Annotated in this window: 27 protein-coding genes and 1 pseudogene; 18 read left to right on the top strand and 10 right to left on the bottom strand. The window is 70.3% G+C overall.

The window, feature by feature from the left end; genetic code table 11:
- Window positions 1-418 precede the first annotated feature (418 nt).
- From IE295_RS26045 to IE295_RS26030, 4 genes are all read left to right on the top strand, one after another.
- Window positions 419-1,663: a TfuA-like protein gene (locus IE295_RS26045; RefSeq protein ID WP_190066202.1), complete on the top strand. Its 1,245-nt coding sequence runs from the start codon at window positions 419-421 to the stop codon at window positions 1,661-1,663.
- Window positions 1,656-2,795 carry a YcaO-like family protein gene (locus IE295_RS26040; protein WP_190066201.1) on the top strand — a complete coding sequence of 380 codons (1,140 nt, stop codon included), beginning with the start codon at window positions 1,656-1,658 and terminating at the stop codon, window positions 2,793-2,795. The genes IE295_RS26045 and IE295_RS26040 overlap by 8 nt, the downstream gene beginning before the upstream one ends.
- A gap of 44 nt (window positions 2,796-2,839) precedes the next feature.
- Window positions 2,840-3,118, top strand: coding sequence for a ubiquitin family protein (locus tag IE295_RS26035; RefSeq protein WP_190066200.1), 279 nt, complete (start codon window positions 2,840-2,842; stop codon window positions 3,116-3,118).
- Between the two features lie 98 nt (window positions 3,119-3,216).
- Complete coding sequence (locus IE295_RS26030; protein ID WP_190066199.1) at window positions 3,217-3,789, top strand: YceI family protein; 573 nt, start codon at window positions 3,217-3,219, stop codon at window positions 3,787-3,789.
- Between the two features lie 56 nt (window positions 3,790-3,845).
- On the opposite strand, the gene IE295_RS26025 is transcribed toward IE295_RS26030, so the two are convergent.
- Complete coding sequence (locus IE295_RS26025) at window positions 3,846-5,183, bottom strand: tetratricopeptide repeat protein (protein WP_190066198.1); 1,338 nt, start codon at window positions 5,181-5,183, stop codon at window positions 3,846-3,848.
- Between the two features lie 173 nt (window positions 5,184-5,356).
- Here IE295_RS26025 and nadE point away from each other — a divergent pair, with 173 nt between their 5' ends.
- On the top strand, window positions 5,357-6,187 hold the full coding sequence (nadE, locus tag IE295_RS26020) for an NAD(+) synthase (RefSeq protein WP_190066197.1): 831 nt from the start codon (window positions 5,357-5,359) through the stop codon (window positions 6,185-6,187).
- 102 nt (window positions 6,188-6,289) lie between these two features.
- Here nadE and IE295_RS26015 read toward each other — a convergent pair whose 3' ends face one another.
- Window positions 6,290-7,489, bottom strand: a complete 1,200-nt coding sequence (locus IE295_RS26015; RefSeq protein WP_190066196.1) for a PucR family transcriptional regulator — start codon at window positions 7,487-7,489, stop codon at window positions 6,290-6,292.
- 175 nt (window positions 7,490-7,664) lie between these two features.
- Here IE295_RS26015 and IE295_RS26010 point away from each other — a divergent pair, with 175 nt between their 5' ends.
- Window positions 7,665-8,609: an SGNH/GDSL hydrolase family protein gene (locus tag IE295_RS26010; RefSeq protein WP_224323315.1), complete on the top strand. Its 945-nt coding sequence runs from the start codon at window positions 7,665-7,667 to the stop codon at window positions 8,607-8,609.
- Window positions 8,610-8,611: 2 nt separating this feature from the next.
- On the opposite strand, the gene IE295_RS26005 is transcribed toward IE295_RS26010, so the two are convergent.
- Window positions 8,612-9,553 (bottom strand): LysR family transcriptional regulator, encoded by a 942-nt coding sequence (locus IE295_RS26005; protein ID WP_190066194.1) that lies wholly within the window; start codon window positions 9,551-9,553, stop codon window positions 8,612-8,614.
- Window positions 9,554-9,669: 116 nt separating this feature from the next.
- Between IE295_RS26005 and IE295_RS26000 the strand changes: the two genes are divergently transcribed.
- Window positions 9,670-10,563, top strand: a complete 894-nt coding sequence (locus IE295_RS26000) for an MBL fold metallo-hydrolase (protein ID WP_190066193.1) — start codon at window positions 9,670-9,672, stop codon at window positions 10,561-10,563.
- Window positions 10,564-10,998: 435 nt separating this feature from the next.
- Window positions 10,999-11,343, top strand: coding sequence for a DUF1036 domain-containing protein (locus IE295_RS25995; RefSeq protein ID WP_190066192.1), 345 nt, complete (start codon window positions 10,999-11,001; stop codon window positions 11,341-11,343).
- Between the two features lie 63 nt (window positions 11,344-11,406).
- Here the strand turns inward: IE295_RS25995 and IE295_RS25990 are convergent, their stop codons facing one another.
- Together IE295_RS25990 and IE295_RS25985 are read right to left on the bottom strand one after the other, a co-directional pair.
- Window positions 11,407-12,189, bottom strand: a complete 783-nt coding sequence (locus IE295_RS25990) for a phosphotransferase enzyme family protein (protein WP_190066191.1) — start codon at window positions 12,187-12,189, stop codon at window positions 11,407-11,409.
- A gap of 90 nt (window positions 12,190-12,279) precedes the next feature.
- Window positions 12,280-12,882, bottom strand: coding sequence for a TetR/AcrR family transcriptional regulator (locus IE295_RS25985; RefSeq protein WP_190066190.1), 603 nt, complete (start codon window positions 12,880-12,882; stop codon window positions 12,280-12,282).
- A 54-nt stretch (window positions 12,883-12,936) separates the two neighbouring features.
- Here IE295_RS25985 and IE295_RS25980 point away from each other — a divergent pair, with 54 nt between their 5' ends.
- Window positions 12,937-13,884, top strand: coding sequence for a GNAT family N-acetyltransferase (locus IE295_RS25980; protein WP_190066189.1), 948 nt, complete (start codon window positions 12,937-12,939; stop codon window positions 13,882-13,884).
- Between the two features lie 127 nt (window positions 13,885-14,011).
- The gene (locus tag IE295_RS25975; protein ID WP_190066188.1) at window positions 14,012-14,998 is read left to right on the top strand and encodes an alpha/beta hydrolase; all 987 of its coding nucleotides are present in this window, start codon (window positions 14,012-14,014) and stop codon (window positions 14,996-14,998) included.
- A gap of 101 nt (window positions 14,999-15,099) precedes the next feature.
- Here IE295_RS25975 and IE295_RS25970 read toward each other — a convergent pair whose 3' ends face one another.
- Window positions 15,100-16,053, bottom strand: coding sequence for an immunity 49 family protein (locus tag IE295_RS25970; protein WP_190066187.1), 954 nt, complete (start codon window positions 16,051-16,053; stop codon window positions 15,100-15,102).
- A gap of 297 nt (window positions 16,054-16,350) precedes the next feature.
- Here IE295_RS25970 and IE295_RS25965 point away from each other — a divergent pair, with 297 nt between their 5' ends.
- The 4 genes from IE295_RS25965 (at window position 16,351) to IE295_RS25950 (ending at window position 19,176) form a co-directional block, all read left to right on the top strand.
- Window positions 16,351-17,055: a pentapeptide repeat-containing protein gene (locus IE295_RS25965; protein WP_190066186.1), complete on the top strand. Its 705-nt coding sequence runs from the start codon at window positions 16,351-16,353 to the stop codon at window positions 17,053-17,055.
- A gap of 8 nt (window positions 17,056-17,063) precedes the next feature.
- On the top strand, window positions 17,064-17,564 hold the full coding sequence (locus IE295_RS25960) for a hypothetical protein (protein WP_190066185.1): 501 nt from the start codon (window positions 17,064-17,066) through the stop codon (window positions 17,562-17,564).
- A gap of 176 nt (window positions 17,565-17,740) precedes the next feature.
- On the top strand, window positions 17,741-18,535 hold the full coding sequence (locus tag IE295_RS25955) for a hypothetical protein (RefSeq protein WP_190066184.1): 795 nt from the start codon (window positions 17,741-17,743) through the stop codon (window positions 18,533-18,535).
- A 173-nt stretch (window positions 18,536-18,708) separates the two neighbouring features.
- A complete protein-coding gene (locus IE295_RS25950; protein ID WP_190066183.1) occupies window positions 18,709-19,176 on the top strand; it encodes a winged helix DNA-binding protein in 468 nt (155 codons plus the stop codon).
- Between the two features lie 85 nt (window positions 19,177-19,261).
- Here IE295_RS25950 and IE295_RS25945 read toward each other — a convergent pair whose 3' ends face one another.
- Together IE295_RS25945 and IE295_RS25940 are read right to left on the bottom strand one after the other, a co-directional pair.
- Window positions 19,262-19,567 (bottom strand): DUF6191 domain-containing protein, encoded by a 306-nt coding sequence (locus tag IE295_RS25945; protein ID WP_190066182.1) that lies wholly within the window; start codon window positions 19,565-19,567, stop codon window positions 19,262-19,264.
- Window positions 19,568-20,205: 638 nt separating this feature from the next.
- Entirely contained in the window at window positions 20,206-20,727 is a 522-nt protein-coding gene (locus IE295_RS25940) for a hypothetical protein (protein WP_190066181.1), read from the bottom strand.
- 213 nt (window positions 20,728-20,940) lie between these two features.
- Between IE295_RS25940 and IE295_RS25935 the strand changes: the two genes are divergently transcribed.
- From IE295_RS25935 to IE295_RS33800, 4 genes are all read left to right on the top strand, one after another.
- On the top strand, window positions 20,941-21,702 hold the full coding sequence (locus tag IE295_RS25935) for a MerR family transcriptional regulator (protein ID WP_190066253.1): 762 nt from the start codon (window positions 20,941-20,943) through the stop codon (window positions 21,700-21,702).
- Window positions 21,703-21,884: 182 nt separating this feature from the next.
- The gene (locus IE295_RS25930; protein WP_224323314.1) at window positions 21,885-22,322 is read left to right on the top strand and encodes a VOC family protein; all 438 of its coding nucleotides are present in this window, start codon (window positions 21,885-21,887) and stop codon (window positions 22,320-22,322) included.
- Window positions 22,323-22,639: 317 nt separating this feature from the next.
- A complete protein-coding gene (locus tag IE295_RS33805) occupies window positions 22,640-23,359 on the top strand; it encodes an FAD-dependent monooxygenase (RefSeq protein WP_224323313.1) in 720 nt (239 codons plus the stop codon).
- The gene (locus tag IE295_RS33800) at window positions 23,295-24,218 is read left to right on the top strand and encodes an FAD-dependent monooxygenase (RefSeq protein WP_224323324.1); all 924 of its coding nucleotides are present in this window, start codon (window positions 23,295-23,297) and stop codon (window positions 24,216-24,218) included. Before IE295_RS33805 ends, IE295_RS33800 begins: the two co-directional genes overlap by 65 nt.
- A gap of 191 nt (window positions 24,219-24,409) precedes the next feature.
- Here IE295_RS33800 and IE295_RS25920 read toward each other — a convergent pair whose 3' ends face one another.
- Window positions 24,410-24,895, bottom strand: coding sequence for a DUF5709 domain-containing protein (locus IE295_RS25920; protein WP_190066180.1), 486 nt, complete (start codon window positions 24,893-24,895; stop codon window positions 24,410-24,412).
- Window positions 24,896-25,036: 141 nt separating this feature from the next.
- Window positions 25,037-25,247: pseudogene (locus IE295_RS33795) on the bottom strand (flavin reductase family protein); the annotation flags it as partial.
- Window positions 25,248-25,367 lie beyond the last annotated feature (120 nt).

The raw sequence follows: 25,367 nt of genomic DNA, 5'->3' as shown, positions 1-25,367 counted from the left end.
TCCGGAATACCCCGGCCAAAAAGACATTCGGGATGGCCGGGCAAGGGCAATCAGTTGATCGAGAACCCGGAAAAGCGGACATAGTGAAATCGCTCTGGACGCGTGATAATTCCTCGTTGTAGCGTGCAGATGGCGCCACAATGGCGTTGGCACTTCCCTCAATTGACGATTGGGAGAAAAGCATGGCTGACATCATGACGACCGCTGAGCTCGAGGCTCTTACCGGCGGGGACTTCGAGGGTCTGTTCGCGGACAAGCCGCTGATCATCGCCGACACCGAGATCCGCAACTGACGCCGTCATCAGGCGTTTGTGCTGACTGAACCACCTCACGGGGTTCGGCCGGCACGCCGATGAAAAAGGGGAAGGGCATGGCGGTTCATGTGTTCGTCGGGCCGTCGTGCCCCGAACCTCTTCTCATGGAAAAGCACCCGGAATTAGTCCGGCACGGGCCCGTTGGGCACGGTGACCTCTTCTCGGACGAAATCGCTTCCGGAGACGTCGTCGTTGTCGTCGACGGGATCTACCACCACCGCCTGGCGGTGCGGCACAAAGAAATCCTCGACGCCATGGCGCGGGGAATCACGGTGCTCGGGGCCGCCAGCATCGGCGCCCTGCGTGCGGCCGAACTCGATGAATTCGGCATGATAGGCGTCGGCAGGGTCTACGACTGGTACCGGACCGGCGTCTTCGACGGGGACGACGCGGTGAGCGTCGCCCACGGCGAGACGGGCTCGCTCGTCGGCATCAACATTCCTCTGGTCAACCTCCACACCGCCTTCCAGGCCGCGTGTGACGCCGGAATCCTGCGCCAGGAGGCGGCCCGGCCCATGATGGCCCGGCTCGAGCACGAGTACTACCCGCTGCGTACAGTTGAACGCGTCCTGGTCATCGCCCGGGAGTGCGGCCAGACCGCGTTCGCCGACTGGTACCGCGAACGGCTCGGCGCCGACCCCCACGCCTTCGACCAGAAGCGGGCCGACGCCCTCGAGGCCTTCGCACTCGCCGAGAAGCTCGACGCCCTGCCCCGCGAGGCGACCCCCCGGACGGGGAGCGGCGAACGGGACTGGCGCACCGAATACCACCGCCGCTGGCGCAACCTGTTCGCGACGGCCGCGTCGTCCCTGCACCAGCGGCTCGCCTACCAGCAGATCTTCAACCCCGGCTTCCCCGACGTCTGGTGGGACTTCCTCCACCACTCCTCCGGCCCGGCGTCCTCCGGCTCGCCCGACGGCTTCCGGGCGCACGTGCTGCGCCACCTGGGGCCCCGGGCCGCCGAGTGGCTCGACGACCCGGAGCTCAGGAGCCGCATCACCGCCGTCATCTGCCCGCTGCCCGACCTCGCGGACCCCCATGAGGCCGATCTGCTGCTGCGCGGGGAATCGGCACGGGACCGGGCCCGGGGCGCCGACTGGCTGGAGCGGACGCGACACCACCTGGACACCCACCCCGGGCGCAGCCTCGCGCACATCAAGGAAGACGTCTGCGCGACGCTGCTCGCGCGGATCTGGGGCGTCGGCACCGACGGCGGGCTGGCCACGGAGTGCGGCCGCAGGGGCTTCCCCTCTCCGGCCCACGCGACCGGCGCGCTCCGCCCCTTCGTCATCGGCTATCTGGCCGGCGCCCGGGCGGCGAAGACGAGCGGAGAGCACGGCCATGCCTAAAGTCAGACTGCCCGGCACCCACCGGGCGGTGGCACCCGAGACCACCTGGGCGCGGCTCGAACCCCGGCTGCGCCACTACGGGATCACCCGGGTCGCCGAGGTGACCCGCCTCGACACCATCGGCATCCCCGTCTTCCTCGCCGTACGGCCCGGCTCGGAGACCCTCGCCGTCTCCCAGGGCAAGGGAGCCACACCGATCCTGGCGAAACTCTCCGCGGTCATGGAGTCCGTGGAACTGTGGCACGCCGAGCGGCCGGAGCTGGAGACCTTCGTCGCGGCGGCCGCGGACCTCGACCTCCCCTACGACCTGACCGACCTGAACGTCCGCGAGCGGGGCGAGTGGATCCGGCAGCTCGAACTGCCCTGGGTCCGGGCGCGCTCACTGGCCGACGACCGCTCCGTACCCGTCCCGCTCGACCTCGTCCGGCTCTCGTACAGCGGAGAGCACTTCTGGCGCCCCCGGGTCCTCGAGTCGAGCAGCACCGGCCTCGCCTCAGGCAACACCTTCGCCGAGGCGTGCCTGCACGCCCTCTACGAAGCGGTCGAGCGCGACGTGCTGGCCGCCCACCCCTCCCGCACCGATGCCGGACGCCTGCCGGTGAACCCGGCGACGATCCGCGACGAGCACCTGCGCGCCCTCACCGGACGGCTGACGGACGCGGGCGTCGAGTTCGAGGTCTCCTGCATTCCCAACCGGTTCGGCATTCCGACGTTCGCCGCGTTCGTCTGGTCCCCCCTCTTCCCCATCGTGTGCGCCGGCGCCGGCACCCACATGGACCCGGACGTCGCCCTGTCCCGTGCGCTCACCGAAGCCGTGCAGACCCGGCTGACGGAGATCAGCGCCACCCGTGACGACATCCCCTCGGACCAGGACACCGCACGGGACGCCAGTACGGATCCCGGATTCCACCCCCACGCCGAGGGGGTGCACGTCGACGACGCCCTGCGCGGCCACGGGGACGGCTACGACGACATGGAACAGGAACTGGCGGCGGTCACGCGACGGCTCGTGGACGTCACCGGCCACGCCCCCCTCGCCGTCCGGCTCTCCGAGCCGTCCGAGCCCTTCTGCGTCGTACGGGTCGTCTGCCCGGGGCTCGCCTACGCGGAAGGACGCACGCTCTCGGCGTGACGCCCCCGCCGCCAACAGCACTGGACCAGAGTGAGGAGTACGCAGTGTCCGAAGTAGAGGTCGTCCTCTCGAGCCCCCTCGCCCGCTTCGCCGACGGCGAGACCAGGTTCCAGGTGCCGGCCGGCACCTTCCGGGAGGTCATCGACAAGGTCTACGAACGCCACCCGTCGCTGCGCCCGCGCGTGGCGGACAGCTCCGGGGCGTTCCTCCCCTTCATCAGCGTCTATGTCGGCGAGGACAACATCCGCCACTTCGACTCACTGGACATCGCCGTGGAGCCGAGGAGCACCGTGATGATCATGTCCGCGGTGGCCGGCGGCTGACCCCCCACCCCCTCGCACGCGGGCGCGCGGGATCCCATGGCGACCTATCCTGGCGGAGGGGCGTAGACCGGAGGCCGAGACCCTGCCCGGGAGGCGCCATGGCCGTCACCAGATGGTTCTTCGAGCCCGGCCACACCGGCGCGGAGTTCCGCGCCCGGCACATGATGGTCACCTACGTGCGCGGGCAGCTGAAGAACGTGCGCGGCTCGCTGGAGGTCGACCCCGACGACCCGGAGAACGCCCGCGTGGAGGCGGTGATCGACGCGACCCAGGTCTACACGGGCCAGGAACAGCGCGACGCCCACCTCCGCAGCGCGGATTTCTTCGACTGCGAGAACCACCCGGCGTGGACCTTCACCGGGACGCGCGTCCAGCAGGCGAGCACGACCGAATTCGAGGTCACCGGCGATCTCACCATCCGGGGAGTGACCCGCCCCGTGACGTTCGACGTCACCTACCTGGGGCAGTGGGACACCCCGTGGTGGGAGGACGGCCGCGACGCCGGCCCCCGCCGCAGGGCCGGCTTCACCGCGGTGGCCCGCCTCAACCGCCAGGACTTCGGGGTGAGCTGGAACGACGTGGTCGACCGGGGAGGTGTGGTCGTCAGCGACATGATCGACGTCACGGTTGACGTCGAGGCGGTCCTGGAGAGCGGCGAACCTCCCGTCTGACGCGGCGGTGCGGGTCGGCGGTCCTCGCCGCATTCCGGGACGTATGCACCCGACTGCTACCAGGGGGGAGTGGCACTCCAGGCAAGAGGCTCAATGGGCGCCCTCCGCCGCTGGAGTACGGCCACGGCGTCCTTGACGCGCCCCAGCTCCATGAGGTGTGCGGCGAGGACGCTCCAGTTGCTCTCGGAGGCCGGGTCCAGGGCCGCGACGGCCTCCTCCGGACGCCCGGCGGCGGAGAGCAGTTCGGCGATGAGCTGCGACCCGTACCAGCTGTCCGCGTCGGGGCGTGCCCGTGCCTCCTCGATCGCCTCCTCCACGCGACCGTGGGCGACGAGAAGACGGGTCCGCAGGTGGAAGAACTCCCACTCCTCCTGACCGGCACGGGCCCTGAGGCCGTCGAGGTACGCCAGGCCGTCCTCGGGCCGGCCCTGGCCGAGGTACAGCGTGCACAACGCGTCGGCGACGCAATCGGAATCGCCGCCCTCCGAGCGCGGCAGGGACCGCAGCACCTCGACCGCCTCGTCACCCCGCCCGTGCCGGGCCAGGAGCTCCGCGAGCCGCATCGGCGCGTACGTCGAACCGTCCGCCACGAGCGGCCGGTACACCTCGATCGCGCCCGCCACGTCCCCGCGCTCTTCCAGATGCTCGGCGAGACGGCGCGCGGCATCCCCGAGGGGCTCGGCCGCGTACTCCCGCAGCTCGTCGATCCGGCCGTGCCGGGCGAACAGCTCGGCCAACTGGTCACGGCCGTTGACCGACGTGGTCTCGCGCGTGCGGAGCAGGGCGATGGCCTCGTCGGTCCGCCCCTGCCGCTCCCGTACGGCGGCCAGCAGGCCGACGGCATTCCAGGGTGCGGGAGTCCGCCTGTCGCATGCCGGCCCGTCGCACCGGTGCCCCGCCTCGACGCGGGCGGCCAGGAGCGCGGCGACCTCCTCGTCCAGGCCCAGCCCGGCGGTCACCTCGACCAGGGCGTCGGCGAGGAACCAGTCCTCGATGTGCGGCCGGAGCAGGGCGTACGCCTCGGCGGCCCGGCCGTGCCGGGCGAGCAGCAGCGCGAAACGGTTCAGCGCCGACCGCTCCCCGGCCTCCGCGTGCGGGCGGACGAGCGCGATGGCCTCGTCCGCCCGTCCCCACCCCTCGAGCAGCTCGGCGACGGTGCGGGCCGCCTCCCACCAGCCCGTCTCGAGGTAGGGGGCGAGCACCTCCAGGGCCTCGTCCCGCCGGTCCCGGTCGACGAGGAACCGCGCCCACGCCTCCGCACAGAACCAGTCGCCGCCGCGCGCCCGGTCCCGTACCTCGTCGAGATGACCATGCTCGACGAGGTACGAGACCAGATGCGTGGGGATCCACCCGTCGCACGTACGGGCCCGTCGGTCGAGTTCGGCAGCGTCCACGAGGACGCACCCTAGCCGCCGGCGCCCGCCCCGCCGGCCGCGGGTGGAACGACCCGGACGCGCCCCTCGTACGCCCCACCGCACGGCCTTCCGACCCCTTGCCCCGATCCGCCGGACGGCCCCTGGCTAGGGTGGGTGCGACAGCACATCGTGAACAGGAACAAGGAGCAGACGTGAGCGAGCCGGCGTCCACCGCCCTGCAGCAGGAGATCGCCCGGGAACTCCAGGTCGCCGAGACCTTCGAGGCCGGGCAGGAGATCGAGCGCCGGGTGGCCTTCCTCGCCGGGCGACTGACCTCCACCGGTCTGCGCTCCCTCGTGCTCGGCATCAGCGGCGGCGTCGACTCCACCACCGCCGGCCGACTGTGCCAGCTCGCCGTCGAGCGGGCCCGCGCCGCCGGGCACGAGGCGCGCTTCTACGCGATGCGGCTGCCCTACGGAGTCCAGGCCGACGAGCACGATGCCCAGCTCGCGCTCTCCTTCATCCGGGCCGACCACGTGCTGACCGTGGACATCAAGCCCGCGAGCGACGCCGCGCTCGAGGCCTCGCTGGCCGCCGGCGTGGGCTTCCGCGACGCCGGCCACCAGGACTTCGTGCACGGCAACATCAAGGCCCGGCAGCGCATGATCGCCCAGTACGCGGTGGCCGGAGCGCACAACGGCCTGGTCGTCGGCACCGACCACGCCGCCGAGGCGGTCTCCGGCTTCTTCACCAAGTTCGGCGACGGCGCCGCCGACCTCGTCCCGCTCACCGGGCTGACCAAGCGCCGGGTGCGCGCCGTCGCGGACGCGCTGGGCGCGCCCGCCGAGCTGGTGTGGAAGACCCCGACGGCCGACCTGGAGACCCTCGACCCGGGCAAGGCCGACGAGGACGCGCTCGGCGTCACCTACGACGACATCGACGACTTCCTCGAGGGCAAGCCGGTGGACGAGCGGGCCTTCGAAACGATCGTCAACCGCTACCGCCTCACCGAGCACAAGCGCCAGCTGCCCATCGCTCCCTAAGGCCTGCCCTGCCCGAAGGCCGCCCCTGCCCCCTGCCTCCTGCCTCCGCCGGCCGGTCGGCCGCCGGCGGGGACGGCCGGGCGGCCAGGAACGGCCGGGCGGTCAGGAACGGTCGGGCGGAGGCAGCAGGCGCAGCGCCCGTAGCGCCACCGCGAGATCGGCGACGGCCCGCGGGTCGGTCAGCGACAGGCCGGTCAGTTCCTCCAGCCTGCGCAGCCGGTAGCGCACGGTGTTGCGGTGGCAGTACAGCAGGGCGGCCGCGCCGGTCGTGGAGCCGCCCGCCGTGTACCAGCCCTCCAGGGTCTCCAGCAGTCGGCTCCGCTCGTCGGCCGGGAGGTCCAGTACGCGCGCGAGGACCGCCCGCGCGATCCGGCCGGCCTCCTCCGGGGCCGCCGCCACCAGCAGGGAGACCGGACCGTCGTCGAACCGGGAGACGCCCGCCGTCTCCCCGCGCAGCCCCTCCAGCGCGAGGCGGGCGAGCCGCAGCGCCCTGGGCGTCTCGCGCAGCGTGTCGTACGGCGGGCTCAGCCCCACCCGCGCCCCGGGAAAGCGGCCCAGCGCGCGCAGCAGCGCCTCCTCCCCGCCGGGGCCGTGCGCGGCGACCACCCCGATCTGGAGGTCGGGCAGCAGTCGCCACGCCGAGCGCGTCCGCTCGGCCAGCAGCCGTGCCTCGATGCCGGGCAGCGCCTCCCGCCCCGGTGCCGGCACCCGGGCCGCCGCCACGACGTACGGCCCCTCGGCCGGCAGCCCGAGCACCCCGGCCGCCTCCCAGAGCGTGGTGCTGTCCGTCAGCAGCCCCGTGAACAGCGCCTCCACCAGGACGGAGCGCTCGCGTTCGCGCTGCAGCAGCAACGCGGACGCCGCCTCGCGGTAGGCCTCGCCGGCCGCCGCCGCGAGACCCTCGTTCATCCACCACGCGGCCAGGGCCACGAAGGTGTCGGTGGTGACGCCGGCACTGGCGCGGGCCTCGGCGGCCAGCTCGGACCACAGCAGTTCGGAGCCGACGCGGTAGGCGTGCAGCAACTCCCCCAGGGGAGCCCCTTGGAGCGCCCGCGCGCGACCCGTCTCCCGGGCCGGGGCCATGTCGCTCCCGCGGCAGTGCGCCAACTGGCCGAAGACGAGCTCGGCGTTGTGCCGGCACGACGCGCACAGTTCCTCGAAGGGCACGTGGTCGTCGCTGCCGTAGTAGCCGACCTCGGCCCGTATGCGGCGTGCCATCCGCGCGCTCAGCTCCCGCACCCGGCCCAGCAACACGGCGGCGACGGGGGCGATTTCGGCGGGCGGGGCGGTGGTCCGGCTCATGTCCGGCAGGTTACCCACGGAAAGCCGGGTGCTCCGGTTGTGCGTACGGACAACCGTGACCGCCGCGGTGTTGTGCGCCCGCACATGGCCCGAGGGGCGGGAGGCCACGACGATGTCGGGAACGTTACCGGCCGGTTTCGACACCCTGTCCGTCACCTTCCCCAGGAGAGACGCCGTGCCCAGAACCGCCCCCACCACCGCCCCCACCGCCAACACCCCGCACCGCACGCCGGCCGTGGGCCGCCGCCGGTGGCCGGCCGCCGTGGCCGGCGCCCTCGTGGCCGCCGCGCTCGGCGGCGTCACCACCCCCGCCCACGCGGCGGCCCCGGCCGCCGGGAGCGCGTCCGGCAGGTACGTGGCGCTCGGCGACTCGTACGCCGCCGGAGCGGGCGTCCCCGCGATCTCGGGCGGGCTGTGCCTGCGCTCCGACCACAACTACGGCCACGTCGTCGCCGCGACCCTCGCCCCGGCCGCGTACACCGACCGGACCTGCGCCGCGGCGAAGGTGAGCGCGCTCACCACGGCCCAGACCGACGCCGGGATCGTCGTCAACGGCCCCCAGCTCGACGCCGTCACCCCGGACACCTCGCTCGTCACGCTCACCGTCGGCGGCAACAACCTCGGCACGTCGGACCTCGGCTTCGTCGACGTCGTCGCCACCTGCTCGGCCCTGGCCATCACCAACCCCCTCGGGGCGCCGTGCCGCGCCCACTACAAGGACACGCTCAGCCGGCGGCTGGACGCGGCCGCCGCACAGCTCTCCGGCAGCCTGCAGCGCCTGCGGGCCAAGGCGCCGGCGGCCCGGGTGCTGCTCGTCGGCTATCCGGCGGTGCTGCCGGACGACGCCAAGCGGTGCCTGGGCAAGATGACCGTCACGACCGGCGACCTCACCTATCTGCGCTCGGTCCTCGGGGAGCTCAACGACAAGCTCGCCGGTGTCGCCGCGGCGAGCGGCGCCACGTACGTCGACACGACGGCCGCCACCAAGGGCCACGACAGCTGCTCGTCCAGCCCCTGGATCGAGGGACTGCTGCCGCTCAAGCCGGCCCTCCCGCTCCACCCCAACGCGGACGGCGAGCGCGCCATGGCCCGGGCGGTGCTCACCGCTCTGGCCCCCTGACGTCAAGCCCCGGCTCGATCCGGGCCGGGGCGCGGCCCGCCGCCGGGACGGCGGGCACGCCCCGCTCCTGCCTGTGGAGCCGGCGAGCGGTAGAGCGTCGCGGCGATGCGGGTGAACGAGTTGATGAGCGGAGTCGTGTCGGCGCTGTTCCAGGCGACGACCAGGTCACTGGTCGGCATGTCGGCCACGGGAACACAAGCCAGCCCCTCGGGCAGCGCATGGGTGAGAGGCGCGAGGCCGACCGAGCCGTTCCACAGCACCGCCTGCAGACACTCATGGACGGTGCGCACCACCGGGCCCTCGGCTGCCTCGCGGGAAGGCGTGACGCCGTTCCAGAACGCGCGCCAGAAGGGGTCGGCCTCCTCGGACAGCCGGAACCAGCGGCGATCGGCGAGATCGCGCAGGTGCAGGACGTCGCGGCGGGCGAGGGGGTCGTCGGTGCGCAGGACCGCCCCGACGGGGTCGGAGCGCAGGACGCGCGTGCTGATGCCGGTTTCGTCGAACGGCGCCCGGGTGAGCGCGACGGCGACGAGGCCGGACCGCAGCCCGGCGGTCGGATCGGTGAGATCGGCTTCGCGGACGCGTACCCGGACCTCGGGGTGACGCCGGCGGAAGGCGGCGACCAGACGGGGACCTGCCTGTTCGGCGCTGTCGGCGAGGATCCCCAGCGTGAGGGTGGCAGGGCCGGCCACGGCGGCCACCCGGGCGCGGACCTGCTCGGCCTGCTCCAGCAGCGAGCGAGCCCCGTCGTAGAGCGCGCTGCCCGAGGCGGTCAGGGAGACGGCCGTGGCGGAGCGGTGGAGCAGAACGGTACCGAGCTCGGTCTCGAGCTGCTTGATGGCCCGGCTCAGCGGCGGCTGGGTCATGTGAAGACGCGTGGCGGCCCGCCCGAAGTGGCGCTCTTCGGCGACGGCCACGAAATAGCGGAGCAAGCGGAGGTCCACGACCAGCGACGATACCCGCCCGGCATCCGCAGGACCGAAGCGGACATGGACACCCACAACGGGCGGGCGATGAGGTGGGGGCAGTTCACGACAGCACTCCCCAAGGAGCCGGTCCCATGACCGAATACGTACTGCCCGCGCCCGTCGTACAGACCGAAGGAGTGCGGGAACTCGCCCGCGACCTGGTCGTGATCCCGAACCGCCGCCTCCAGCTCGTGCCCAACATCGGTGTCATCGGCGGCACGCACTCGGTACTGGTCGTCGAGACCGGCATGGGCCCGCGCAACGCCGAAACCGTGCTGAGGTTCGCCATGGAGTACGCCCAAGGCCGCAGGCTGTACCTGACGACGACACATTTCCACCCCGAGCACGCCTTCGGCGCCCAGGTCTTCGCCGGGGAGGCGACGTTCCTGATCAACAAGGCGCAGGCGCAGGACCTCGCCGCCAAGGGCCCCGGCTACCTCGCCATGTTCAGAGAGCTGGGCGAGCCGGTCGCCCGTCAGCTGGAGGGCGTCGAACTGCCCACGCCGGGCGTCGTCTACGACACCGCCCACGATCTCGACCTGGGCGGCCGAACGGTGCGCCTTCGGGCCACCGGCCGGGCGCACAGCAGGGGCGACCAGGTCGTCACCGTCCCCGACGCAGAAGTGATGTTCACCGGCGACCTGGTGGAGGCCGGGCAGTTCTCGATCTTCCCGTGGTTCCCCCCGCACGACACCGACGTGTCCGCGACCCGCTGGATCACGGTCATGCGGCGGCTGGCCGCCGCACGCCCGCAGCTGGTCGTCCCCGGCCACGGCGACATCGGCGGCCCCCAACTGCTGGCCGACGTCGGCGACTACCTCCAGCTGCTGCGCGACGAGACCTGGAGGCGCCGGGACTCGGCCATGAGCCAGGAGACGATCGTCGAGGAGGTCAGCGCCCTGATGATAGAGCGGCATCCGGAATGGGAAGGGCAGGAATGGATCGCCCGGGGTGTCGGCTGCCTGTGCGCCGAGCACCCTGCCTGACCGCGACAGCGAGGCCACGCGGCGGCGGATGGATGCGGAACGGCGCCATCTTCCGTGATTATTACTATTTATCGCCGATTCATTGCGATGTATCCCTCTCGATTTCATCATGGGGCTGGAGATGAGTCGCCGCCCGTAACAGACGGTGGGTGACCGGCACGGAAGGAGTGTCGTCTCATGCCCGATGAACCTTCGGAAAGTGTTCAGGTGGACCCCACATCGAGCGTCGATCCGCAGCAACTGGCGGCCGCCGCGTCGAACACCACGGAAATCGCGGCGCAGGAGGCAACCCAGGCCGCCGGAATCTCCGGTGCCGTCCGGGTGGAGCGGTCGGGTGTACTCGGTGCGGCCGAGGAGTCGGCAGCGGGCCAGGGGAGTGGAGGCGCCGCCGTCCGGCGGAGGCCTGCCGGAGCCGGGAACTGAGGGGCGAGGCACATGCTGCGCTTCGAGAACGGATATTCCCGGAAGGTCAACGTCATGATCGAGCGGCTCGACCGGAACTGCCGGCCGGAGCCCTGGCGCAGGACCGGCTGGTGGGTCATCGAGCCGGGCGGGTCCGCCGTCGTGTACGGCGGGAATCTCGCTGCCCTCAACCGCTACTGGTACTGGTACGCCTTCGCCGTCGACAACACCCAATGGGCGGGGCCGTTCCCCGAGAACGTGCCCTTCTCGGTATTCGACTGGTGCCCGGACGTGGCCAGTGACCCTTCGATGAACATCGGCATGCGCGAGCTGGATGTCAACGGCGCGGCCGACAAGACGCTTCGCCTCGTTCTCTGACACGCCGACCCGGAGCGACGGCCGGCCGAGGGACCGATCGACCAGCGGTGCTCTCGGCCCGGCTCAGCCGGCGAGCAAGGCGCGCGCCCACTCGTCTTCGCGCTGCTCGATGTATTCGGCGTCGCTCCGCCAGGTGTTGCCGTGGCCTTCGGCCCAGAGGGTGGACCAGGGCTGGTTGCCCTGGGCGGCCTGGTCGCGCAGGAAGTCGTGCATGGAGCGGGTGCGGCGCCCCAGCAGGGGCGCCAGGTGGCGCCGTTCGGCCTCGTCGAGCCCGTAGGCATCGGCGAAGACCCGCAGGCGGTCGGCGGCGTCGGTGCGCCGCCAGTCGGTATGCGCGGACAGCGGGATGAAGCCGTGCACGGCGTAGGCGACATCCCACAGGCGGGAGCCGGGCGCTGCCGTATCCCAGTCGATGAAGGCCCACTCGTCTTCGCCGCCGACCACGAGGTTCCATGGCGCAAGGTCATGGTGGGCGATGATGTCGGTGCCTTCGCCGGGGATGAGCACCCGCCATTGGGCGTCGGCCGGCGGCGTGAAGTCCTGCACGGCGTCGTGGAAGTCCCTGATCAGACGCGCAACGCGGGCAAGCCGCAGCGCAGGCTCCACGAGAGCGAACCGGTCGGGCCAGACCACGTCGCCGGGCATGAAGGTCAGTACTTCCCGGCCCTGGTCGTCGATGCCCAGGGGGCGAGGGGCTGCCCGGAAGCCCGTCCCGTGGAGATGCGTGAGCAGCGCGTGCACTGCCGGTGTCCATGGCCCGGCCGGGCGGCGGACGGTATCACCGATACGGACGACGCCGGCGCTGACGTTCCCACCGGACAGCTGTTCCTCTTGATCACGCCGCATGGGGCCATTCTGGCCCGCGAGATGGGACCCCGCCTCCGCTTTGTGTGCCGTCTCGCCGGCGGCGGCGTCGGCGTCAGGCCGGGTTCCGGGTCATCGCGATCGAGGCGAGGAAATCGAGGCGAGGAAGCCGTCGAGCATGGCGATTTGTACGTCGCCGGGGAACCGGCCGGGGTCGAAGAGGGCCTGGACGACCAGTCCGTGGACGAACGCGACGGCGGTGGCGGCGAGTTGCTCCGGGTCGGCGGTCACGGGCAGCTCGCCGAGGTCGCGGGCGGCTTCGAGGTGCGGGCGGATCCCCGAGCGCATCCGGACGTAGCGGTCGGCCTGGTCCGCCCCGAGGGCGTCGTCGGCGAGGGCCAGGTCCCACGAACTGACCCAGATGCGGTTGCGGGCGGTGTCGTCCGAGGTCAGCGGCAGGACGTCCAGCAGCATGGCTCTCAGCGCGGCAAGGCCCTCGCTGGGGCGTTCGCGCCGGGGGCGTTCCGCGGTGCGCTTCTCCAACAGGTCCAGGGCGTGTGCGACCAGGGCCCGTTTGGTCGGGAAGTAGTGCATGAGCATGCCGGTCGAGACGCCCATGGCGGCGGCGACGGCGCGCAGCGTCAGCCCGCCGAACCCCTTGTCGGCGAGGACGTGCCACACGGCCCGGGATACGTCCTCGCGGCGGGCTTCACGGTCTCCAAGTGCGGGGGGCATGCTGCTACCTTACATACCGAACGCTCGTTACGTACCTCTCCCCGGAAGGTGTCCGTGTACGCACTGCCGCTCGGCGACAACGCGCAGCTCCGCCCCCTGGAGCCCTGGCACGCAGAGGAGTTCCTCGCTCACATCGACCGCGCCCGGCCCCATGTGGACCCCTGGATACCCTGGGCGACGCTCAGCACCGACCTCGCCTCCGCCACTGCTGTCCTCCAGCGCTACGCCGACAACCAGGCCAAGGACGCCGCCCGGATCTACGGGATCTGGCTGGACGGCACGCTGGTCGGCGGCGTCATGTTCACCAAGTTCGACGCCGCCTCGGGCGTGTGCGAGATCGGCTGCTGGCTGGAGGCGGACGGGGCCGGCCGCGGGCTGGTGACCCGGGCATGCCGGGCGCTGATCGACTGGGCCTTCAAGGAACGCGGGATGAGCCGGGTCGAATGGTGGGTCGCGGCACACAACACCCGCAGCATCGAGGCCGCGCGCAGACTCGGCATGACCCGAGACGGTGTGCTGCGGCAGCGCTATCCGTACCGGGGCGTGCGGCACGACAGCGAGGTCTGGTCGGTCCTCTCCGAAGAGTGGGGAACGCCCGCGTCCGGGGTCAAGGCCGAGCTCGACCAGCTGATGCGCGCCTTCTACGGTGCGTTCACCAACACCGGCGGCACCCTCCCGAACCTCGACATCGTCCGTGAGGTGTTCATCCCGCAGGGAACGATCATCCAGAACGTCGGGGCCGAGCCGGTGGTCCACGACCTCGACGCGTTCGTCGAGCCCCGGCGGAAAATCCTCACCGATGGGACGCTGACGGAGTTCTCCGAATGGGAAGTCGCCGAGCGGACCGAAATCTTCGGGTCGATCGCGCACCGGTTCAGCGAGTACCGCAAGTCCGGGTTCCTCGAGGGGGAGTGGTTCGAAGGCTCCGGTCACAAGACCACCCAGTTCGTCCGGACGCCTGCCGGCTGGCGAATGAGCTCGATGGCCTGGGACGACGTGTAGAGACACGTGGTCTTGGTCTTGGTCTTGGGCCTGCGGTCCGGGCAGCGGTGTCGCCTGGCGGCGTGATTGGCTACGCCGTATGAGCTTCAGGCAAGCGCTCCCCGGGTCCGGCCGTGTACCGACACCGATGGCGGCGCCCCCCTTCGACCCCGAACTGAGCGTCGTGCTGGCGGCCTTGGGTAACGAATCGAGGGAACCGGTCACCCCGGAGAACCTTGAGGCCCGGCAAGAGCGGGATGCCACGACCCGGCCCAGGCCAACGGCCGAGGACCTCCGCGCCGATGGCCGTTTCGAGGTGACGGAGTTCCGCGTGCCGGGACCGCCGGACGGACCGGACGTCACGCTCGTGAGCGTCCGTCCCTCCGGGCTCGTAGGGCCGCTGCCCCTCCTGTACTACATGCACGGAGGCGCAATGATCATGGGCAACGCGTGGTCCGTGCTTCCGCGGATTCTTCGCGAGTGGGCCCTCCCGCTGGAACTGGCCGTCATCTCGGTCGAGTACCGGCTGGCACCGGGGGCGCAGTACCCCGGACCGCTGGAGGACTGCTACGCCGGACTCGTCTGGGCAGCCGGGCACGCGGCCGAACTGGACATCGACGCGGACCGCATCATCATCGGAGGCAAGAGCGCCGGCGGCGGCCTCGCCGCGGCCCTCGCCCTGCTCACCCGTGACCGCGGCGGTCCCCGGCCACTGGGGCAACTGCTGCTGTGCCCGATGCTCGACGACCGCGGCAGCACCTTCTCCAGCCATCAGATGACGGGCCTCGGCGTGTGGGACCTCACCTCCAACGCGACCGCCTGGAAGGCACTGCTGGGGGAGCGCTACGGTGCCGCGGACCTGTCGCCCTACGCCGCCCCCGCCCGCGCCACGGACCTGTGCGGACTCCCCCCGGCCTACATCGAGGTCGGATCGGCCGAGATGTTCCGGGACGAGGACGTGGCGTACGCGAACGCGATCTGGCAGGCCGGCGGGCAGGCCGAACTGCACGTATGGCCCGGCGCCTACCACGGCTTCGACGGCCTGGCCCCGCGGGCGGCCCTCAGCCAGGACGCCCGCGACGCCCGTACGCGCTGGCTCCGGCGCCTCCTCGCGCAGTCCGGCACGAGCCACTGACCCGCTCGGCATCATCCGTGAGGTGGCCGGCCGGCGGGTGCGGGCCGGGCGGCGCTGGGCGGCCGTGCGGCCGTCTCACATGCCGGCGGGGGCCGGTCCGACTATTTGGCGGTCCAAAGGCCCAGGTCGTTCCCGCCGGCGTCCGCCGCTCGCCGCAGCGCCTCCGGTGAGCCCAGCAGACCGTGCGGCAGGTAGTCGGACCGGACGTCCAGCTCCCAACCGTGCACTTGTACCGCGAGGGCGGCCAGAGCAAGGGCGCCGAGCGGCAGCAGCGTTCTGGGGGCGGGATCGGATCCCACGCTCTCCCGGTGCTCGACGAGCCGGGCCACGAGAGCCTCCTCGAAGGCGTGCTGGTCGTCGTCGAGGAGTACGCGCAGAAGGCGCTGGTCCGGTGTCACGGAGCCGACAGCGTCCAGTCGCCGGGCGGCCTCGCCGCGCTCGTCGGCGTCCGGCTTGCACAGGGTCACGGTGGGCCAGTCGCGGGGCAAGTGCCCGTCCGCCTGGGCCAGGTAGCCGCACAGCGCGTCCATCGCCGCAAGATCGGCCGGATCCGACACCGAGGTCAGCCTCGAGTACGGCACCCCCTCCCGGATCGCGGGTGCGAAGTCGTCCCGCAGCAGCAGGCCGATCACCCGCTGCCATTCCCACACCAGGCCGCTGACCAGGCATATCTCAAACGTGTCGACCCATGTCCTGGCGGTGGGGGCCTGCTCGATGACGTCGCCGAAGGCGATGTTCTCGCTGCTGAGCATCTCGCCGATGAGCGGGAAGACGATCTCCTGGTCGCCGTCGGGGAAGCAGCCGACACTCAGCACCCCCAGGGAGCACTCCGCCGCGGTCCGCAGCGCCGTGCGCGATGACTCGTCGAGCGCGAGGTCCGCCATGGTGCGGGCGGCGATGTGGTCGAGGAGGTCGTCGCGCATCTCCTGCAGCTTCTCCGGGGACGGGTCGTCGTAGCGCATCCAGTGCCACCGCCCACGAGTCCGTCCGCTGATGTCGTCGAGCGCCTGGTGCATGCGCTGCCCACTGACCTCGTGGCGCGTCACTTCCTGCACGGCTGCCGTCCTCTCATGATCTTCCCGACCGGAAGCGGCACGCTATCAGCGGGCTCGGACATTGCCCGGGGTACGGCCGCGCCGCAGGTATCTCGCTGGTCGCGGCCGTGCCGCTTGTGGAAGGCTTCCGGCCGCGGTCCTCGTCGACGGAACCGGCCCGATCTGTGTCCCGTCCGGAAGCGGTGACGAGCGAGCGTACGGCTTTCTGGGCCGCGTGCGCAGGGCCGCGACATCGCTCTGCTCCCGCTGACCGTAGACGACTGAATACGTAAGCCCGGACAAGAGGAGGGTTGCACTGTGCCGGAGGAGACATGCGATGGCGAGCGGCGTATATCGAAGCTGCCGGCGGATGAAGAGGCCGCCAGGTGGCTGGCGGAATGGGAGTCCGCTGAGGACGGCCGGACAGTGGACGCGACGTTCCTCGATCTGAGAGGCGCCGACCTCACGAGGGTGGACTTCTCGTGCGGGCTGCTGTGCGAGGCGGACCTTCGCGGGGTAGCCCTCTCCGGAGCGTGTTTTCACCGAGCCCACCTCGAAGGAGCCGACTTCGCGCGAGCGGACCTCTCGGGCGCGTGTCTCAGCAAGGCGATCCTCGACGAAGCGTCCTTGCTCGGGACCAATGCCCAGGACGCCAACCTGGGAAGCTCCGAGCTGCACGAGGTCGACGCGACCGGCGCGAACCTGCGGGGCGCCCGGCTCAACGGCGCCTCGTTGCACGGCGTGCGGCTGCAGGGTGCGGACCTCTCCGGGGCGACCGTGAACGAGACGTCCTTCAGAGTGTTTATGGACCACGAGACAGTCGTAGAGGGCCTGACAGGAACCCTGTTCGGGCCGGCCACCGTCGCCGACCGCGATGGTGATGGCGGTGACGGTCCGCGCAGGCTCGGGGGCCCAGAGCTGGAGCGCTGGCTCAATGGGCGGGGCGCCCGTGTGCAGGTACTGCGTCCCTACCGTGAGCGGACCACAACAGTGCGGCCGCCGCAGAAGGGGGCGGAGGAGTGAGCGGAGGAATGAGCGAAGGCGCACCGGTTTTCTACATCTTCCTGGCGCCGGGCCGTGACGCGCGGACCCGGATGGCCACGGCGCTGGCGGAGACCTTCGCCCTGCCGGTCGACGACGTCGAGCTCTACGACGGTGACGACGTGACCGGCACGTACGACTGCCGCTGGGACGCCCCCGTGCTCTGCGGCTACCAGCGACGCAAGGGGGACTTGGACTGGGCGTTCGACGTCGGCCTCGCAGCGGAGGTGTCCTACCGCCCGGCCGAACGGGACCTCGCCACGCTCCTCGCCCGCACCATGGCCACGCCCTTGCTCTTCCCCGGCGATGTGCACCTGCCCTGGATCTGGCAGGTCGCGACGGCGAACGGCGAAGTGGCCTACGCGCGCCTGGACGAGCCGGAGGAGGTGGGTGAGGGGCTGAGGGTCCCGGCGGTGGAGATCGCGGTTCCGGGGTTCCCCAACGCCGACGTCCTTGCCTTTCCGGAACTCGATCGCCTGCGAGCAGAGTGAAGGGAGGACCGGTCACGGCACGGATCGGGGGCCCGGGAGTCCCCGGGGGGCTAGACACCCGCTGTCGCCACCACCCAACGCTAGGGAAGCGTTTCTTCAATCAGCACTGAGTCACCTTGTGTGAAACCTCTGCGAATCCCACTGATCAGCCGCATGTTTCTGTTTTTGATGCTCGCATGACCCTGCTCAGTTCAGTCGCACCGCTTCGCGACCCTTCCGCTGTTCGGGATACGCTGGTTCTCTATTCGAACTTCTCGGCCATTTTGGCCGGCTTCGCCTTCACCGCGGTCATTGTTGTCATCTCCCTGACCAGAGAGCGAGCAAGTGGATCGGGGGGCGATGACTTAGGAGAGACGCTGACGGTCGGCATCTCCTCGTTTTTTGCTCTCAGTGTCACCGCAGTCTCCTACGGGTCCGTTGTGGCGGCATCCGATGATGTGTACAGAACGCTCCTGGGGTCGTTGCTCTCGGGGACGTCCCTTGCGTTTTCGTCTCTCTTGCTCACGCTGTTCATCGTCCTTCTCCTCGACTCGCTTGTGCCGGGCGGCTCGGCAGCGAAGTACACACGGCGCGTTCTCACCCAGTTCCTTCCACTGCTCTGCTTTGCCGACTTGCAAGGGCCGTTGGAAGCGTACTTGTCGGCCAAGTTCCAAGACGGGGCGCCGATTTCCACGAGAATCGTCTCCGGTTGCTTCCTGGTTGTGCTTCTGGCCTGGAGTGTCGGCGGGTTTTTCATCCACCGCTGGGGTTTCTTTGTGACCCGCTTTTCCATTCCGCGGTCAGGGGCCCGCTGGATGGCCTTGGGAATCCTCTGCAGCTGTGCTGCGGCGACGACTTCTGCCGCTCTCTACGTGAACTTCACCAGCCAGGGGGCTGTTGTCGATGTTGGTTTCATGATGGCGATCACGACGCTCGGGTTCCTCGGATTCCTCAGCTTCGCGGTGTGCACGTCCTTGCTGGAGCCCGCCTGATCCCTGTCGGCCTGGTGGTACGGGGGCGGGTCGACCTGGACGCACCAGTGCGCCGCTACGTCTTTGTCCTGACCCGAGCAGGCGACTCGGCCAGTCGAGCAGCTTGACCTCAAGCGGACTTGAGCTCCTACGGTGCTCGCATCGGTGATCATCCGCCCTCAAGGAGCACGCACGTGACGACAGAACACATCTCCGATGCCGAGCTCGCCGCCCAGCCGGCCGCGTACTGGACCGGAATGGCCTACGAGGCCCTCATCGCGTTCACCCGCGCCCAGCAGGCCGAGCTCGGTTTCACCCAGCCCCAGTACTGGCTGTTGCGCAACCTGTCGAAGAATGACATCTCGCCCGATGGCCACGGCATGACCATCCCCGAACTCCACCAGGCCATGAGCTCCTACATCAGGCCCGAGGATGACCTGAAGGCGGAGTCGGAGGTCCTGCTGGAACGCGGCTGGCTGACCCTCGACACCGAGGGACGGCTGTGGATCACCGAGGCAGGAGACGAAGCCCGCGTCGGCTTCAAGCAGCATGCTCCGGCAATCCGCGACCGCATTCACCACGGCATCGACGACGCCGACTACGTCACCACCCTCAGGGTGCTCCAGCAGATGATGCGGAACACCGGCAGCACCCTGGCCTAGCCCACCGCTGCTCTCACCACATCCCACTTGGCCGCGACGCTGTCGGGGCGCACCGTCACAGCCTTTCTGCCCGTTCGCTACCGGCTCAGGCTGACCGCGCGCGTCGCCGCAAGCGGGCCGTGCCGGCGTCGAGATCGATCCCGGCCTTGCGGGGAGCTCCCTCTTGTTCGTCGTCGCGAAGGACCAGCTCGATGCGGCGTTGTTCCAGCTGGACCCGCTTGCTCGGGTAGATCAAGGCGTGCAGTTCCTCGGTGGCCGTGGCGCCCACGCCCCGGCTTCCATATGCCCGTTCCTGGAAGCGGCCGGGCAACCACCCTCGTCCCTGGGCCCGTTGAACCACCTTCCGCAACGCTGCCAGAACGAACAGAGGCACCACGACGATCAGGGCCACGAACGGGCTTGTCAGTAAGCGCACCATGCTCTGACAACGCCCTGTGTCGCACGGGCGTTCCAACTCGGCCGATCACGGAAGACCGCCACGGCAAGACGCTGAAGGGCAAGCCAAGTCGCCGGCGGCATGCCGGCCTCAGCGGCCGACCCGGGCGCCAACGTCCTCAACGGCGCTGTCGCCGGCCGGAAGGACCCGTGTTGGCGTCGTCTGGTATCTGGAAAACCTGGCAGGCTGTCGGACCGGGTCCGCCGACAGCACAAGGCAGTTCGTGATCGCGGACGCCGACGGGGCCACGGCTGCCTTCAAGAGGGGGGCGTTCGTGCGCCGTATCGCCGCAGCAGCTATCGGGGGCCTCGCGTTCCTCGGCTTCCTCGCCACGCCGGCCAATGCCGTGCCGGACCCAGTGGCGACTGTCGACTGTGCCGTTCAAGAAGTCACGGGTCTCGTGGACCTGGCCAACCCTGGACTCCCCACTGAAGTCCCAGCCACTGGCTGCCTCGCACCCTGATCTCTGCAGGGACTTGAGCAGTCGCTTGACTGAGCCAGGCAAGTGGGTGCTTGGCGTCCCTTGACGCGGAAAGTACCAGCAACGAATGCCCAGCGCTTCGGGTGGTGCTCAGCCATGTCCGCGCTTGTTCTCACCAGAAGGTCGGCGGAACGGTCAGGCGTGCTCCTCGGCGTACTTGATGAACGCCCATGCGGTTCCGGCCCACAGGTGGACCCGGGTCAATGCCGATCTCGTCAGAACGCCGGGCGACCGGCCGACTGGTGTGCAGCACCGGGCCTGCGCCGGTGTCAGTGACGCCTGGGTTGTCCCACGTGCCGCCGAGGGCCATCATCGCGAGCTGAAGCGCGCCCTGCGGGTCGTCGACGTTCAGCCCGGTCGGCCCTATGACCGCGTCCCGGCCGTTGTCGCTGATCTGGATCCGGCAGTCCGGTTCGCCGATCCCGGCCCGGATCTGCTGAGCCAGGCGCTTGACCAGGTGGGAAACAGGGGCGTCAGCCTCAACTCCCACCGATACGCTCATCCCGAACAGGTCGTGCATCTCCTCGAACAGATCTGCCGCTTGCTCTGAGGACAGACTGCCTTCGGGTACCAGTTCCTCGTATTCCGCGCACTCCATGAGCTGCACTTTCCTGCCCTTGGCTCTGGCGGTCAACTTCGTTTTCCATGATCCGCCGGTCGTCGAGCCCGTGTCTCGACAGCATCGGCGTTCCCGCGCCGGCCGGTCGTATTCGGTGTCGGTGTGCCTGCACAGGATGGGCCGGGGGAATCTGGATGCCGGGGTTGAAGCTGCCGCTGCGGCAGCTTCTACCGTCCTGGGCAGGGCCGGAGAGACCGGCCCGGTGGAGTGATCGTGGGGGAGGCGGGCATGGGGTGGCCGATCGCGGAGGTCGCGCGGATGTCGGGCGTGACGGCCCGGACGTTGCGGCACTACGACGAGGTGGGGCTGCTGCCGCCGGCGTGGATCGGTACCAATGGGCACCGCCATTACGAGGAGCGGCAGCTGCTGAAACTGCAGCAGATTCTCGTGCTGCGGGAGCTCGGGGTGGGGCTGCCCGAGATCGGGCGGATCCTGGCCGAGCAGGTCGACGAGCTGGAGGCCCTGCGCGGGCACCACGGTCGGCTGCTGGCAGAGCGGGACCGCCTCGATGCCCTGGCTGAGACCGTCTCCCGCACGATCACCGATCTGGAGCAGTCCAGGAAGGACGGTAGGCCCATGACCAGCATCAACCGACCGGAGAACCTGTTCGAGGGCGTTCGGCCCGCTGCGTACGAGGAGAGTCTGCGGGACTTTCCCGAGCTGGCCGAGGACAATCGGCGGCGCACCGCGGCGATGAGCGAGGCCGAGATCGACGCGGGGCACCGCCGGCGGACCGCACAGATGATCCGTATGGCCGAGTTCATGGTCGCCGGTCTGTCCGCCGACGCCGACCAGGTGCAGGCCGAGGTCGACGCCCAATATCAGGCGCTGGCCGAACTGCGCGCCGTCTCCGCCGAGGAGTTCCGGGCGATCGGGCGCTCATGCGTGGACAACGAGCCGTGGTGCGCTGCGTACGAGGCGATCGCCCCGGGCCTGGCCGCCTACCAGCGGGACGCCATCGAGGCGTACGCAACGGCCAGGCTGAGCTGAGTCGGACCGGGCCGCCGCCCCTGGGAGTGGACGCCCAGCGGCGGCCCTTGCCGGTTCACCTACACAGGGAGGCCCATCTTGGTTGGTGACGGTGTTGCCGGGCGGGTGCCTGGGGCCGCGTCGGCTGGATGCGTTCGGCGTGCGTCTGCGGATCCGGCCGGCTGGGTCCTACCATCGTGCAGATGACGATCCAACGGATGGACCACGTGGGCGTTGTCGTCGAGGACCTCGCGGCCGCGACGGCGTTCTTCGTCGAGCTCGGGCTGGAGCTGCAGGGCGAGGCGCCGGTCGAGGGCCGCTGGGTGGACCGCGTCGTGGGACTCGAGGGTGTCAGGGCAGAGATCGCGATGCTGCAGACCCCGGACGGCTACGGACGACTCGAGCTGGCGAAGTTCCACACGCCGGCAAGTCGGAGTGGCGACCGGAATGCCCCGGCGAACACACTGGGCATTCGCCACGTCGCATTCGTCGTCGAAGACATCGACGCCGTCGTCGCCGGTCTGCGAGCCCGCGGCGTGGAGCTCGTCGGCGAGCTGGAGCGCTACGAGGACAGCTACCGGCTCTGCTACGTCCGGGGTCCGGAGGGGATCATCGTCGAGCTGGCGGAGCAGATCAGCTGACGGCCGGCCCGCCAGACTACGGCGAGACCTACCCGCGCCCGTGACATCTGAGGCCGCCGACCCCGGCACACGCGGCACGTCCGGCCGTACGCCGACGCGCCGACGCGCGGGGACATGCGGACATGCGGACATTGCGTACGGCTGCCGGGTGCGCAAGATTGCCCTTATGGCGGTTCAGGTCATCGTCGACGCGGCCACCGCCTCGGGGAACGAGACCAGCCTGCGCGTGGCAGCCTGCGTCTATGGCGAACCACTCGTCGCATGGTTGACCGTCACCGAGTGCCTGGCAGAGCCGGGGCGCGCAGGAGGAGCTCGACATGCCCGTAGCCGACGCCGATGTGGCGGTATTGATCGTCGGTGGCGGGCCGGTCGGGCTCACCGCCCGGGCGCTGCTGGAACGCTGGGGCGTGCGGGCATTGCTGGTCGAGAAACACAGAGAGCTGTCACCCTTTCCCCGGGCCCGGCTGGTCAACGTGCGCTCGATGGAGATCTACCGCAGGCTCGGGCTCGCTGACAGGATCACGGCCGGCGCGTTCGCACCGGAGTACGGCCGCATCCGCTTCCGCGACACCCTGCACGACCGCGACTTCGCCACAGCGGCGATGGTCGGGATCAACGCGCCGGTACCCGAAAGCCCCGTGATCGGTGTGGTCACCTCGCAGGACCGGCTGGAACCCACCCTGCTCGGCGCCGCGGACGCACCGGTGCGGTTCGGGGTCGAGCTCATCGACCTGGTCGAGGAATCCGAGGGCGTCGTGGCCTTCCTCGTCGACCGCCGAAGCGGTGAAGAGACGCGCGTCCGTGCCCGTTACGTACTCGCTGCCGACGGCGCGAACTCCACCGTCCGGCAGCGGCTGGGAATCGACACGACCGGCCCCGGCGCGATGGCGGGCTTCACCACTCGTGTTCGACGCCGATCTCAGCCGCTGGTGTGCCCAACAGCCCGCCGGGGTCTACTTCACCGCGCACGGATTGTTCGCCCCGCTCTACCCCGAAGGAGGCTGGGCCTGGTTCGTTCGCACACCCGAAGACGCTGAGCACGCCGACTGGACGGAACTCGTCTCGCGCGCCCTCGGTCCGGGAGCCGACGTACGAGCCGACGTGTCGCGGGTTCAGCACTGGGTGATGAACGCGTTCGTCGCCGAACGCTTCCGTCACGGCCGGACCCTGCTGGCCGGCGATGCCGCGCACGCGATGCCCATCGTCGGCGGTCTGGGCATGAACGCCGGCATCGCCGATGTGCACAACCTGTGCTGGAAACTGGCCGGCGTTCTCCACGGGTGGGCCGGGCCAAATCTGTTGGACACCTACGAGACGGAACGGCAACCCGTCGCCCACCAGACCCTCGAGCAAGCGGTAACCAACACCCAACTCATGCTCCAAGTGCAGAACCGGCGCCGCGACCAGCTCCACGCCGGCGAAGCCGCACCGGATCGGATCGAACTGCCCTGGTCGGACCGGTTTTTCGCCCAACTCGGCCTCGTACTCGGCGTCACCTACCACTCCGACGCCGTCCTCACCGACAACAGCACCCCATACGCCCCACCCGCCCCGCCCGACACAGGCAGCACGGACTACGTCCCCACCGCGAAGCCAGGCCATCGCATGCCGCACCTCTGGCTCACACACGACCGCTCCACACTCGACGCCGTCGGCGAATGGTTCACCCTGCTCACCCCGGATCCCGCCCACTGGGAGCAGCGAACCACCACACCATGGCCGCTACGCATCGAAACCCTTCCCGACGAGCACATCGACGTCTGCGGCCTCCGCCCGCACGGAGCACTGCTCATCCGACCCGACGGCCACATCGGCGCCTGCTGGCGCGACCGCCCACCCGGCGACTTCGCCCTCCACCGCGCCCTCACCGCAATCACCGGCTCGGCATCCTCTTAAGACCGTGTCCTTCGCGGTGAGACGGACGAGCCGTTCGTGGGGGCAGCAGATGGCTGGGCGGCGTCATGGCCTACTCCCTCGACGGCGACGACCCGACGACCGGCGCGCTCTCCCAGCAGATCCGCGCCGGGCTCGAAGGCGACGGTGCCGTTGGGCCGACCGGGGGACGCCCCGACCCTCACGCACCGCCCTCACGCCTCGAGGTCCTCGCCGAACTCGGCCGCGGGCTCGTCGGGCACGATGTGCATCGCCGCCTCCTCCGCGGAGGCCGCCCCACCGTCGATACCCACGTCCCGGGCGAAGACATCGTTGCGCCGAGGGGGCAGGGCGTCGATGGTGGCGGTGAGCCGTCCGGCGCGCTGGTCGCCGACCTCCTCGTCGATCGGCTCGCCGTCCCCGCCGGGCTGATCACCGATGCCGTCCCCTTCCGGCACCGTGATGTCGGGGACCTCCTCGGCGAGCCGCTGGTCAAGGCTCTCGCGCTCACGCTGCTCACGGGCCGTCGTGCCGTGGTGCCCCACGCCCAGCGGCCTCTCCGGGGGCGAGTAGCCCTCGTCGAGCACCCGGTCGAGGAGATCGCCGTCGAGGGCGTTCTCCAGGTCCAGGTCACCAGGGTTGTCCCGGCGGTCCGACCGGGCAGGCTGATAGACCTCGTCACCCATCACGTCGTCGGACATACTCAGCCGGCCTCCTCCCGCACGCCTCTGCGGCGATGGCTTACCTCCACTCTCCCCTCTACGGCTGCCTTGCGCTCCCCGGAGCGCGACCCCAGTTGGTTGACGCTGTCAACCAACTGGGGTCGGCCGTCTGCGCTCTCGTACGACGGCCTCGACGATGACGAAATCTCCGGAGACGTCCGGCTGCACCCGTCCGTTCGGCGCGGGCCTCCAGCTGGATCGGGCATTCGGCGACGCGAGGTGGCCGCACCAGGTGGGACGGTTCGCCGGTCAGACCGGCTGCGGCGAACTTGTCCGGCTCGAAGCGCCATCCTTTGGCCTTGACCTTGGGCACCGGATTCCGGCCGGTCATCCCGAAATACAGGATGCGCACCCCGGCGCCCTCTTCTCAGTCGGCGTCCAGCCGGCGACAGGCCCTCGCTGCTGACATCCATGAAGCCCTCCTCACCCATTGGGTGAGGAGCTCTCAGGG

The sequence above is a fragment of the Streptomyces griseocarneus genome (assembly GCF_014655595.1).
Taxonomy (GTDB): Bacteria; Actinomycetota; Actinomycetes; order Streptomycetales; family Streptomycetaceae; genus Streptomyces; species Streptomyces griseocarneus.
The sequence above is the reverse complement of the archived record's forward strand: the minus strand, read 5'-3'. Positions and strand labels throughout refer to the sequence as shown.